Genomic DNA, 12,923 nt, shown 5'->3' with positions numbered 1-12,923 from the left:
TCTAAGTAAGGTTTCTACTAAAAATTCTACTTTTGTTTTTAATAAATAGATAAGAAAATGTCAGAAGAAATAGAAAGAGTAAAATGTTTAATTATTGGTTCTGGACCAGCGGGTTATACAGCTGCAATTTATGCAGCCAGAGCAAATATGAAACCTGTTTTATACCAAGGAACTCAACCTGGTGGCCAATTAACTACAACCAATGAAGTTGAGAATTTTCCTGGATATCCTGATGGAGTTACTGGACCTGAAATGATGATGCAGTTACAAGCTCAAGCACAACGATTTGAAGCCGATATTAGAGATGGATGGGTAACAAAAGTAGATTTCTCAGGTGATGTTCATAAAGTCTGGGTAAATGATACTAAAGAAATTCATTGTGATACGGTAATTATTTCTACAGGAGCTTCAGCAAAATATTTAGGTTTAGAATCTGAACAAAAATATTTAAAATTAGGTGGAGGCGTATCCGCATGTGCAGTTTGTGATGGGTTCTTTTATAGAAACCAAGAAGTTGTAATTGTGGGTGCAGGAGATTCGGCGTGTGAAGAAGCTCACTACTTATCTAAACTTTGTAAAAAGGTTACAATGATTGTTAGAAGGGATCAATTTAGAGCTTCTAAAATCATGGAGGCAAGAGTAAGAAATACAGAGAATATCGAAATTCTTCATAATACTGAAACAGATGAAGTTTTAGGAGATGGTCAGGTAGTAACTGGGGTTAGAGTATTTAATAACAAAACTGGTGAAAAACATGAAATACCTGTTACAGGATTTTTTGTAGCTATTGGTCATAAACCTAATACAGATATATTCAAAGACTATTTAGAGTTAGATGAAACAGGTTATATTATAAATGTTCCCGGGTCTTCTAAAACTAATGTAGAAGGAGTTTTTGTGTCTGGTGATGCAGCAGATCATGTATACAGGCAAGCAGTAACAGCTGCTGGTACTGGCTGTATGGCAGCTCTTGATGCAGAACGCTATTTAGCAGCTAAAGATGCAACGTTTGAAGTTTCTACTTCAACTTATAATTAAAATAAAATAGTATATATAAAAGCCAAAGTGTTTCACTTTGGCTTTTTGTTTTGTAAAAAAAATAAAAATTGTTTTCTTTGAGAACTGTTTAATAAACGGGATGTGGCGCAGTCCGGTTAGCGTACACGGCTGGGGGCCGTGTGGTCGCAGGTTCAAATCCTGTCATCCCGACGAATTGGGTGTCAATAGACATCAAAAAAAAGCTAATTATATGATTATCAGTAATTTCAATTTTTATTGATTTCATATAATTAGCTAAAATATCAAAACAAAAGTTACCTACTCGGTTACCTAATTTATACCGAATTTTTTCATTACATTGGTAACTCCTTAGCGTTTGACTTTCGCTTCGATTTGACTTTCGTAAACAAATCGAGTATTCACCTAAAGCGAGAGAGTATGCAGACTTCAAGAACTTTTAGTATTCATTTTTGGCTGAACTTAGCCAAGAAAAAGGGTAATTTAGCGCCGATTTATGTGCGTGTGACAGTAGATGGAAAACGTGCTGAAATCAGTTTAAAACGAGAAACATCGGTTACCTATTGGGATACCAAATCCAAGAAAACAGCCTCTAGAACACCAGAAGGTAGGGCCTTGAATCATTATTTGGATCAGGTATATGCTAAACTATTAGAGTGTTATAAACAATTATCTTCTGATTTCGAGTTAGTTACGGCCAAAAGAATTAAAGCTAGGTTTCTCGGGCAGGACGAAAGACATAAAACATTATTGGATTTGGTGACATTTCATAATGAAAATATGCTGGGAGTTCTCAAACCCGGAACCTTAAAGAATTACTATACTACTGAAAATTATTTGAAGCGATTTCTCGCTAAGAGGAAGAAAACGAATGATATTTATTTGAAACAACTGACTTTCGAATTTATAATAGATTTTGAACAATATCTGCGTAAAAGCCCTTCTTTAAATAATGCAATACCATTAAACAATAATGGAATCATGAAGCATCTGGAAAGATTGAAAAAGATGATGAATTTGGCATTAGATTTAGAATGGACAACTAAAAACCCATTTTCTAGATATAAATTAAAATTCCAAAAACATCAAAAATCCTTTCTTACAAAGAAAGAGCTTAGTGTAATTGAGAGTGGGGCAATAAGGGGAAAAGGATATCAAATTGTAAGGGATGTTTTTGTTTTTGCTTGCTATACAGGACTGTCCTATATCGATGTTAAAATGTTGGATGAAAAAAGTATAGTGAAAGGTATAGATGGTGATTACTGGATTTTTACTCAAAGAGAGAAAAATAGCCAATCGGTTAAAATCCCTCTTTTGGAAAGGGCAATGGATATAATATATAAATATAGAGATTACCCAAAACGAAATAAAGGGCTTCTATTACCAGTATACTCTAACCAAAAAGTTAATGTGTACATAAAGGAAATAGCTTTAAAGCATGGCATTTCAAAAAGTTTAAGTTTTCATTCTGCAAGACATACTTTTGCCACTACAGTTACCTTGAGCAACGGGGTGCCAATTGAAACTGTGTCCAAATTGTTAGGACATTCGAAACTTTCTACCACTCAAATATATGCAAGAGTCTTAGAACAAAAGATAAGTGAAGATGTAAGACTTTTGAAAGAAAAACTTAGTGTTTCAATTGGAAAAGAGGATGATGAGTCTAAAATCGTTAAAACCGCTTAAGGTTGTACTAAGTTCTATTATTTAAATTATTCCACTTCCTAATGGTTTAAATTTCACAACTAATTTAATCCACTTATGGGTCCTCACCGTCTTATCTTTTTCTGTCAGCAAAACAACAACATTCCATTTTGAACGCCAGCATAATCAGGCTCATACCTCGCTCTTTTTATATGGCTTTATCAAACTGGAATATTTGAATCACAACAGGCATCAAAAAAAGGTAACAGATGAAGGCTCTATGGGAAGTAAATCAAAATATCAGATTATGAAATCATATCAAATCATCCAAAAAGGAAGCAGAATAAAAAATCAAAAAAGGAAAACGCTTCTGGATATAATAAGTAAATCAATTATTAATCTTTAAATATTTAAATCATGAGTACATTAAAAAACAAAGTACAGTTAATTGGAAACGTAGGACAGGAACCTACGATTACAAATTTAGAAAATGGAAAGAAAGTAGCCAGTTTGTCATTAGCAACAAATGAGCATTACAAGAATGGTAAAAGCGAGAAGCAAACTGATACGAATTGGCACAGTTTGGTAGCTTGGGGTAAGACTGCAGAAGTCATAGAAAAGTATGTGAACAAAGGCAAAGAAATTGCTATAGAGGGTAAGCTAATGTCAAGGTCTTATGAAGATAATGAAGGCGTTAAACGTTATGTAACCGAAGTGTTGATTAACGAAATATTATTACTTGGAAATAGCGAGTAAAGAGAAAAAATAAAGAGGGTGTTACTTTCGACAGACACACCCTCTTTTTCATTATCAATCTAAAAAGAAATAACAATGAAAGACAAAGTTAACGAAATACAGGTGAGTTACAAAGAGAAAATTTCCATGTCAAAATCACAAGCAATCAAATGTTCAGCTGATGCTGGAAAACTACTTTTTGATACATGGGATAAAAATACCATTGGCTTACAAGAATCCTTTAAAGTCATGTTGTTAAACAACTCCAATAAAATTAAGGGCATCTATCAATTATCTTCAGGAGGTATTACCGGTACATTAGTAGACATCCGCATATTATTTGCGGTTATATTAAAGACCCTTTCCGTTGGTGTAATATTATCACACTGTCACCCAAGTGGAAAACTCAAACCAAGTGAGGCGGACAAGCAACTTACAGAAAAAATAAAAAAAGCTGCTGCTTTTTTTGATGTTAAGGTGCTAGACCATTTAATAATTGTTCCCAATGGTGAGTATTATAGTTTTGCTGATGAAGGCATTTTATAATTTAAATAGGTAAGTCATGATTTATTTAAATTATAACAATCTGGATGCAGAAACCCAAGAGCGTTTATTATCCAATTCAAAAAGGGAGATTAAACAAAAATATGGAGATGACCTAAGAGCTTATGCAAAAGAACATCATTTGGATTATGATGTATTATTGAATGAAGAAGCTACAAGAAACCTATATAACTATAGGTATATTTTTAACATCTAATATCATAACTGAAAAGCCTAATGACCTTTGAAATTCCAAAGGTCATTTCTTTTAATAATTATCCTAAACAATTTTAAAACTGACGTTCAAATTCAAACGTTTTCTGAAAATCATATTTTTCACAGCCAAAACCAACCATTTGAAACTAACCTCCATTTGAATTTCATACACTAATCCAATACCTTTAAAATAGCAGGAATGCCAAGAAAAGCAACTGACTTTTTAGTCAAGTTGTGTGAAAATTTTGTTCGCTAAAGCGAACGAAATCGAATAGCAAGAGGGTAACCCGCTTCGCGAGGTTACATATTTGATTTTGTTTCTAATTGTTTTAAAATCAGATAATTGCGGAATGTGTTTAGATTATGAACATGGGTTTTTAGCTAGTTTTTAGAGTAAAAAGACGGGCATCCCAATAAAATCAAAGGATTTTTAGAGTAAAAATGGATAAAGGTTATGAAAAAGAACAATTTACAACCATCAGTTTTAAATGTTCAACAGCAAAGAAATTTAGGGCATTCAGTAAAAAGATGGGAGCGTCCAATTCCATGACCTTACTACATATGCTGGAGTTTTTTGAACACAATGGCATCTCTCCAAAGGAATCCATAGGTCCACAAATGCAAACCCTTGAGAGCCTTATCAAAAAAAGAATCAATGGGGTGGTAGCAATCATGAAGGACATAGAGAAAAACCAGACCAAACCCACTGTGGCTATGATGCAATCCTTATTTCAGGGAGCTGAGCCTAAAAAGAAAACATTGCTTTTGGAAAAGGAACAAAAAAGGACAAAGATACCACGCTATAAAGAGAAATAATAAAAGTCACTATGTGGCCAAATTTAAAACTATGTACATAAGTATTTCAGCTCAAACATTAGGAATTAATTTTTCTCAAAGTGTAGCCGATTTTGCAAAGTATTTAGAAAAAGAAAATGAAGGTGTAATAATCGAAGAGCGAGAACATTTTTTCAACCAACATGGTGATGAATTTTCAGCCCAGGACATCATAAAAGATATAGATAGCAACACGGCAAAACTCAAAAAGATCGAGCCTAAATTTTACTCGATTACAGTAAATCCAAGTGCTTATGAGTTAAAACATTTACAAGATAGCCGTGACGATTTAAAACTCTATACACGTGCCTTGATGAAGGACTATGTGTCCTCTTTTAATAGGGAAATAAAGGGCAAATCTATTACCATTAATGACATTAAGTATTACGCCAAAATAGAACGCACTCGACATTTTAAAGGCACCGATATACAAGTGATAGAAAATCAACCCTATGCAACCAAAATTCTGAAATTAAAGCAGGAGAATAGAAAAATAGAAAGAGGAACGTTGAAGGGGAGTATCAAAAAGAATATTAAAGAAATAGTGGAATTAGAGAGTAACGCTCCACATCAGCAAAATGGAAAGCGGGTTGTACAGGGCATGAAAAAAGCAGGCAATCAAAGTCATATCCATATTATTGTCAGTCGAAAGGATGCTTCCAATAGCGCAAGCCTATCTCCAGGAAGTAAGTACAAAGTTTCGGATGTCATGATTAATGGCAAGCTTGTTAAACGAGGTTTTGACCGAGATGCTTTTTTTACCAAAGCAGAACAAACCTTCGACAAGACCTTCGTCTACAAACGTAATTATGCAGAATCTTATCAATCTAAAAAAGTTTTTATAAATAACCCTAAACTTTATTTTTCAAGTTTGTTAGGATTACCGACCCATGAGCGTGCCATTGCTTTTAAGATGCTAGGGAAGGCAGGTGTCCCAATAGCAGATATTCCAACAAATCAGGTGCAACTTGCCTTGAAAACAATTAGAACTTTAAAACAAGGTGTCGATATCGCCATAAAATCAGGATCTATCGGTATCTAATGAATTATTTAAAATATGGCAACTATGCAAAACTTAAACCTTACAACTATTACCATCATCATAATTGGTGTAATAGCTCTTTTTTATGGTTTATATAAAATATCTAGGTATGCATTTGTTCTGAATGCAATACTAATCATAGGTTGTTTTTTCGGACTATTTATAATCGATAGAAGGATTACCGTTTTTAGTAAATCAGTTCTAATGTTTGGATGCCCATTGTTCTTTATGAATCTACTCATGTATGTCTTTCTTCATGAAAAAGGGCTGTCACCAAATTCTAAAGACATGTATAAGGTCCATTTTAAAATAAAACGAGGCAGGCTTAATATTCAAAATATCAAAAGAGGAGCCTCCATTATAGGATCCGCAGGGAGTGGGAAAACAGAAAGTGTCGTTTATAATTTCCTGCAGCACTTTTCTAAATATAGCTTTTCAGGTGTGATTCATGACTATAAGGATTTTGAAATTACCGAAATGGCCTACCCACTTTTTAAAGCGCAGAACATTCCTTTTTATGTGGTTTCATTTGATACTATTTATCATCGTGTCAATCCCATTGCACCGAGGTATATTGAAAATGAGGAAAGTGTTAATGAAGTATCTCGTGTACTCATAGAGAATTTACTAGAACAAAAGGAGTCTGGAACCAGTAGTTCCAGTAAGTTTTTTACCGATGCTGCCGAAGGTTTAATAGGCGGTCTGATATGGAAGCTCAAGACAACTTATCCCAAGTATTGTACACTACCACATTTAATTGCCATCTATCAACATTTAGATACGGACAGTCTCATTGCCTTTTTGGAAAGTAATAAAACGGCAAAGGGAATGGCAAGTGCTTTTATCAGCGGTAAGGATTCTGACCGACAGACAGCAGGTGTTAAAAGCACCCTAGCCAATGCATTAAAAAAGATAAGCACCAAACGTATCTTTATGGTATTATCGGCCGATGATGTACCATTGGCAATTAATACCGAAGAAACTCCAGGTGTTATTTCTGTGGTTAACTATCCAAAATTTGAAACGGCCTATACGCCCTTAATTGCTACTATTGTACATACTATTACCAAGCAAATGAGTATACGTCATCGGAAGCCCTCTTTTCTACTGATGGAAGAAGCTTCAACCATTCGGCTTTTAAATATGCATCGCATTCCTGCAACATTGAGAAGCTATAATATAGCAACTGTATATGTGATGCAGAACAAAGTTCAAAACGATATCATGTATGGAGATAAAGCCAGTAAAGCTATTCTAAGTAATCTATCCTATCAGTTCTTCGGAAAAGTGAATGACCCGGATACCGCAAAATATTACGAGCGTTTTTTTGAACTCATTAAAATGGAAACCACCAGTATCAATAAAGGGCACAATCTGAACTTTGATACCAGGGTGACCAAAGGCGAAAAAGAAGTCTCAAAAGTTAGGGCAGATACATTCTTTAAATTAAAACCCGGTGAGTTTATAAGTTTTACAGATGGAGAGGATCGTAAAATTCAATTCCAATTACAGACCATTCAGAAAGGGCTTCCGAAAGTAAAACACCGTTATGCAAAAAAGGATATTAAAAGGAATTTTAAAAGGATTTATCGAGAAGCTCATTCTTTATTTGGAAAATAAAGAAACTCCAAGCATTATTTCTGTTGTAAACAAACCAAAATTTGAAACGGTCTATACGCCTTTAATTGCTTACTATTGTGCATACCATTACCAAACAAATAAGTATACGTCATCGGAAGCCCTCTTTTCTATTGATGGAAGAAGTATCAACTATCCGAATATTAAATATGCGTCGCATTCCGGCAACATTACGAAGATATAATATTGCGAGCGTCTATGTGATGCAAGACAAATTTCAAAATGCATCATGTATGGTGATAAAGCCAGTAAAGCTATTCTAAGTAATCTATCCTATCAATTCTTCGGAAAAGTGAATGACCCTGATACGGCAAAATACTACTAACGCTTTTTTGAGCTCATTAAAATGAAAACAACCAGCATCAATAAAGGACATAATCTAAACTTTGATATGAGAGTGACCAAAGGTGAAAAAGAAGTCTCAAAAGTGCGGGCAGATATATTCTTTAAACTAAAACCCTAGAGAGTTTATAAGTTTTAGTGATGGCAGGGGCGTAAAGTGCAATTCAAACTACAGAACATTCCAAAAGGGCTTCCGGAAGTAAAATACCGTTATTCAAAAAAGGATATTAAACGGAATTTTAAGAGTGTTCATAACGAAGCACAATCGTTATTTATAATTGATCAGTACAATTTTTTGTCGAATTTAGAGGTCTCCTAAAAGGGGTAGCCTACATTTAGGTGGTTAACGTATTAAATCATTGGGGTATTCAATTCAACTCTTTTTAACTATAAACGGATTTAAGCACCTTCTATTGATGGATTCTTACCCCTTTTAATATTTTAATTAGACTTAAACTTACTGATTAAATTAATTTGAATTGTCTTTTTCTAAAATCATAAAAATAAACCTTATTTTTATATGTCTTTCTTTATCAATTTTGTAAGGATAAGGTCTTGCAATTATTTTCTTTTAAAAATGAAAATACTGAACAAAATATTAACGATGAAATTTATTTTATCTCTGGTTTTCTGTTTGTCTACTCTCAACTCTTTGAGCCAATCACAGGAGATATTTGAAAAAATTAACAAGTCTAATGGGTTGTCTAGCAGTAGAATTACAAGTATTGTGAAAGCTGAAAATGGTTTTGTGTGGATAGGTTCTGAAAATGGTTTGAATCGTTATGATGGTAAGGAATTGAAAGTGTACAACCGTCAAAATAGTTCTATAAGTTCCAATAATATTAATGATGTACTTATTGATTCTAAGGGAAGAATTTGGATCGCTACTCTAGGAGGAGGTTTAAATTTATACAATCCTTTAAATGATGAGTTTTTAATTTATAAAAATAGGCCCGGAGATATTAAATCTCTTCCATCAAACCAACTTAATGTATTGTTTGAAGATTCTGATGAAAATCTATGGATTGGATCTGAAAATGGCTTGTGTGTTTTCAATGAAGATGATAAGTCCTTTATCACCTATAAAAATAAGATTAATGATCCAAATTCAATTCAACATAATAGTGTGACTTGTATTTATGAAGGTTCAGAAGGGAATTTTTGGATTGGAACTTTTGGAGGAGGATTGAATATGTTTAGAAAGGAAACTGAAAAATTTGAAAATATTGAATCTGATGTGACATTATTTACAGATTTCATTCATGCAATAATCAAACTTGATGATAGCTCATTACTTATTGGTACTAGTGGTAGTGGTTTGCTTTTATTTAACTTAGAATCTCAAACGTTCTCTGTTTTTTTTGATGAATTGTCACCGTTTCGAAAAGAAGTTAAAATAGTTAGATCATTCTATAAAGATAACAAAGGCAATATTTGGGTTGGTACAGATGGTCAAGGCTTAATTAAAATACCATACAAAGATAAATTTAGACTTAAAGTACAGAACTATGATTATAATCAACAAGTAGAATCTTCATTGTCTGGTAATGCAATATATGAAATTATGGAAGATGATGAATCTAATATTTGGATTGGGACAGCTTGGAATGGAATAAACATATTGAAACCAAAAATGGATTATGAATTTTTATTTAGTGATATTGATGGTGAACACCCAGCTCCAGTTTTGTCAATATATAAAAATAAAGACTATCTTTTTTTTGGGCTTGATGGTAAAGGTTTGACTGCTTTTAATTTAGAAAATCGAGATGTTAATCTTTTCAGTGCTAGTTTAAATAATTCGGTTGGAGGAGAGTATGTGCAAAGCATTACCGAAAGCAAAACTAGTTCGTATTGGCTAGGAACATTTGCTAACGGGTTGATAAATTTTGACCTTACAAATAATAGATATGTCCAATATAAACATGATTCTAACAATGTGGAGTCCATAAGTTTTAATGATATTAGATGTGTTGTTGAGGATGAAGCTCGCAATTTATGGGTAGCTTCTTGGGGAGGTGGACTTAATTATTTTAATTCAAACACTAAAAGATTCAGAAGCTTTAGGGAGAATAAAAATGATCCTAACTCGATAAGCAGTGATAACATAATTTATATAGTTAAAGATAAGGAATGGTTGTGGCTTGCAACATTTGGTGGAGGTCTTGAATATTTCAATACAAAAACAAAGGAATTGATACATTATAAGTACGATGAGAATGACCCAAACACTATAAGTAGTGATAATGTATTAAGTCTGCTAAAAGATTCTAAAGGAAATTTATGGATTGGGACATCTGGTGGAGGTATTAACCTTTTAGATATCAAAAACAAGAAAATCAACCGATTTGAATCCACGGATGAGGTTCGTTATCAAACAGTAACAGGAATTGTTGAAGATGATGAACAAAACATTTGGTTTAGTACAAAGAAGGGTGTTTTTAAATACGATTATAATTTACAAGAATTTGTGAATTTCCCTTTTTTAGATAATGAGTATCATATAAACTCGGTATTCAAAGATGAAAATGGGATGCTATATTTTGGAACCACAAGTGGTGTTTTAAGATTTGATCCCAAAATGATATTTAAAAAAAATATTCAACCGGAAGTAGCAATTACCAACTTTAAACTTTTTAATAAAGAACTAGAAGTAGATGAAAAGGGGGTTTTAACAAAGAACATTATATATACAGATAGCTTAACCTTAAAACATGATTTAAATGTAATAACCTTTGAATTCGCAGCATTACAGTTTCCATTTTCTTCCAAATGTGAGTATGCCATTCAAATGGAGGGATTTGATAAAAACTGGAGAAATATAGGCCATGATAGAACAGTGACCTATACAAATTTATCACATGGCAGTTATAATTTCAAAGTAAAAAGTAGAGAAGTAGGGAGTATATGGGGAGATACATATACTTCTATGAATATAGAGGTTTTAAAACCATTTTGGTTAGAATGGTGGGCCATAATATTATATGTTTTTGTGATTTTATTAGCTTTATATCTATTTAGGAAATATACTATTGCATGGGAGCAGTTAAAAACAAATTTAAAATTAGAAAAATTTACTCATGAAAAAGACATTGAACTGTATAATCTTAAGCAACAGTTTTTTACTAATGTATCACATGATATTAGAACTCCAGTAACTTTAATTTTAGGCGCAATTAATGGGCTCTTGCAAGGCAAAGAAATTATACAGGATGAACAGCTTAATCCAATAAATACTATAAAAAAAAACGGGAACAAGTTGGTAAACCTTGTTAATGAGTTGTTAGACCACCGAAAATTAGAATTCAACAAAGTAAAATTATACCTTTCTAATCAAAACTTAATAGAGTTTTGCGAAGAGATTTATCTTTCTTTTAAAGAATTGGCTTTGCAAAGAGGAATTGATTTTATTTTTAAAACCAATTCAAAAGAGGTAGAAGTATGGTTTGATAAAAACCAACTTGAAAAAGTACTATATAATTTGCTGTCAAATGCATTTAAGTTTACTGGGGCTTTTAGTATTGTTGAGTTTTTTGTTTTTGAAAAGGAGGATATCATAGAAATACAAATTAAAGATAGAGGAGTCGGAATTGCTAAAAGTCAACTTACCAAAATTTTTAATCGTTTTTATCAAACCAAAAATGATGGAAAAAATAGTAATGATGGATTTGGTTTAGGTTTATCCATTTCAAAAGAAATTATAGAATTACATCACGGTGAGATTAGTGTAGATAGTGTTAAAGGAGAAGGAACAATCTTTAATATTAAATTGAAAAAGGGCAGAGAGCATTTTACAGACGACCAAATTTTTCATGGTAAAAATAGTAATGAACTTCTTGAAAACTATTTTGTAAATTGGGATACAGAAGAATCGGCAATAGCCACAGTTACAAAGAATAGTATTAATAAAGAACAAAACCAAACCCTTTTAATTGTTGAAGACAATAAGGATATACGTGATTACATAGCTAAACTTTTAATAAATGAGTTTGATATTCTAGAGGCATCGCAAGGAGAAGAGGCTCTTAAACTCGTTTTAAGTAATCCTCCTGATTTAATTATTAGTGATGTCATGATGCCTATCATGGATGGTATTTCGTTAACTAAACAATTAAAATCTAATTTACGGACCAGTCATATACCTATATTACTATTAACAGCTAGGGCATCTTTTAATCATAAAGTTGAAGGGTTTGAAATAGGTGCAGATGATTATATAACAAAGCCCTTTAATGAATTGTTATTAAAAAGTAGAATAAAAAATATCCTTAAAAATAGAGAGTTATTACATGAAAAATTTTGGAAAAAAGAACTTATTCCTATTAGTGAGTTGAAACTGAATAAGTCAGATGAGGAGTTCATGAGTAAATTAATAAGAATTTTAGAAGAAAACATGAATTCTACAGATCTCAAGGTTAATTTTGTATGTAGTGAATTAGGAATGAGTCATTCCGTTGTTTATAAGAAGATAAAAAGCTTGACCAACATGACATATGTCGAATTTGTCAGAGACTTTAAATTAAAAACAGCAAAAAAACTTATAGCAGAACAGAATTTTACAGTTCTTGACGCTTCTTATCATGTGGGGTATTCGGACAGAAAATATTTTAGTAAACTATTTAAACAACGTTTTGGGAAGGTTCCATCGGATTATATTGTTAAGAAATAAGCTCTTTACTGCATGTAAATAGGGGTTTTGAACTGTTTCAACGAAAACACACCCCTATATCAAATGAATTTTTACCCTTTTCTTTTTTGTGAAATTTGATTACTTGCACTTGGATGGAACGCTAGTCTATTTTGTTCTATCTAGAACTAACAAAATAATTATTTAAAACAAACTAAAAATTTTTAAGTATGGATGGAAATCAACTAAGGATTCTGCATTTTATGCAGCGTAAATTATGCTGTT

Annotated in this window: 10 protein-coding genes and 1 tRNA gene; all 11 read left to right on the top strand. The window is 32.5% G+C overall.

The window, feature by feature from the left end; genetic code table 11:
* Window positions 1-57 precede the first annotated feature (57 nt).
* A complete protein-coding gene (gene trxB / locus N1F78_RS02480) occupies window positions 58-1,038 on the top strand; it encodes a thioredoxin-disulfide reductase (RefSeq protein WP_406684610.1) in 981 nt (326 codons plus the stop codon).
* A 96-nt stretch (window positions 1,039-1,134) separates the two neighbouring features.
* Window positions 1,135-1,209, top strand: a tRNA-Pro gene (locus tag N1F78_RS02475).
* A gap of 228 nt (window positions 1,210-1,437) precedes the next feature.
* Window positions 1,438-2,703, top strand: coding sequence for a site-specific integrase (locus N1F78_RS02470; protein WP_406684609.1), 1,266 nt, complete (start codon window positions 1,438-1,440; stop codon window positions 2,701-2,703).
* A 375-nt stretch (window positions 2,704-3,078) separates the two neighbouring features.
* Complete coding sequence (locus N1F78_RS02465; protein WP_406684608.1) at window positions 3,079-3,417, top strand: single-stranded DNA-binding protein; 339 nt, start codon at window positions 3,079-3,081, stop codon at window positions 3,415-3,417.
* A 75-nt stretch (window positions 3,418-3,492) separates the two neighbouring features.
* Window positions 3,493-3,942 carry a JAB domain-containing protein gene (locus tag N1F78_RS02460; protein ID WP_406684607.1) on the top strand — a complete coding sequence of 150 codons (450 nt, stop codon included), beginning with the start codon at window positions 3,493-3,495 and terminating at the stop codon, window positions 3,940-3,942.
* Window positions 3,943-3,958: 16 nt separating this feature from the next.
* A complete protein-coding gene (locus tag N1F78_RS02455) occupies window positions 3,959-4,156 on the top strand; it encodes a hypothetical protein (RefSeq protein ID WP_406684606.1) in 198 nt (65 codons plus the stop codon).
* Window positions 4,157-4,596: 440 nt separating this feature from the next.
* The gene (locus N1F78_RS02450; protein ID WP_406684605.1) at window positions 4,597-4,971 is read left to right on the top strand and encodes a BfmA/BtgA family mobilization protein; all 375 of its coding nucleotides are present in this window, start codon (window positions 4,597-4,599) and stop codon (window positions 4,969-4,971) included.
* Between the two features lie 31 nt (window positions 4,972-5,002).
* Window positions 5,003-6,031 (top strand): MobB family relaxase, encoded by a 1,029-nt coding sequence (gene mobB / locus N1F78_RS02445; protein ID WP_406684604.1) that lies wholly within the window; start codon window positions 5,003-5,005, stop codon window positions 6,029-6,031.
* A gap of 24 nt (window positions 6,032-6,055) precedes the next feature.
* Entirely contained in the window at window positions 6,056-7,651 is a 1,596-nt protein-coding gene (locus N1F78_RS02440; protein ID WP_406685657.1) for a type IV secretory system conjugative DNA transfer family protein, read from the top strand.
* 247 nt (window positions 7,652-7,898) lie between these two features.
* Entirely contained in the window at window positions 7,899-7,994 is a 96-nt protein-coding gene (locus tag N1F78_RS02435) for a TraM recognition domain-containing protein (protein WP_406684603.1), read from the top strand.
* Between the two features lie 621 nt (window positions 7,995-8,615).
* Window positions 8,616-12,680 carry a two-component regulator propeller domain-containing protein gene (locus tag N1F78_RS02430; protein WP_406684602.1) on the top strand — a complete coding sequence of 1,355 codons (4,065 nt, stop codon included), beginning with the start codon at window positions 8,616-8,618 and terminating at the stop codon, window positions 12,678-12,680.
* Window positions 12,681-12,923: the final 243 nt, after the last annotated feature.

The sequence above is a fragment of the Seonamhaeicola sp. MEBiC01930 genome, from assembly GCF_045277075.1.
Lineage (GTDB): Bacteria > Bacteroidota > Bacteroidia > Flavobacteriales > Flavobacteriaceae > Seonamhaeicola.
This window is presented reverse-complemented; position numbering and strand designations above follow the sequence as displayed.

Excerpts from the sequence above, each read along its gene's own strand:
- trxB (WP_406684610.1), top strand. The coding sequence starts at position 58 with ATGTCAGAAGAAATAGAAAGAGTAAAATGTTTAATTATTGGTTCTGGA.
- N1F78_RS02470 (WP_406684609.1), top strand. The coding sequence starts at position 1,438 with ATGCAGACTTCAAGAACTTTTAGTATTCATTTTTGGCTGAACTTAGCC.
- N1F78_RS02465 (WP_406684608.1), top strand. The coding sequence starts at position 3,079 with ATGAGTACATTAAAAAACAAAGTACAGTTAATTGGAAACGTAGGACAG.
- N1F78_RS02460 (WP_406684607.1), top strand. The coding sequence starts at position 3,493 with ATGAAAGACAAAGTTAACGAAATACAGGTGAGTTACAAAGAGAAAATT.
- N1F78_RS02455 (WP_406684606.1), top strand. The coding sequence starts at position 3,959 with ATGATTTATTTAAATTATAACAATCTGGATGCAGAAACCCAAGAGCGT.
- N1F78_RS02450 (WP_406684605.1), top strand. The coding sequence starts at position 4,597 with ATGGATAAAGGTTATGAAAAAGAACAATTTACAACCATCAGTTTTAAA.
- mobB (WP_406684604.1), top strand. The coding sequence starts at position 5,003 with ATGTACATAAGTATTTCAGCTCAAACATTAGGAATTAATTTTTCTCAA.
- N1F78_RS02440 (WP_406685657.1), top strand. The coding sequence starts at position 6,056 with ATGCAAAACTTAAACCTTACAACTATTACCATCATCATAATTGGTGTA.
- N1F78_RS02435 (WP_406684603.1), top strand. The coding sequence starts at position 7,899 with ATGTATGGTGATAAAGCCAGTAAAGCTATTCTAAGTAATCTATCCTAT.
- N1F78_RS02430 (WP_406684602.1), top strand. The coding sequence starts at position 8,616 with ATGAAATTTATTTTATCTCTGGTTTTCTGTTTGTCTACTCTCAACTCT.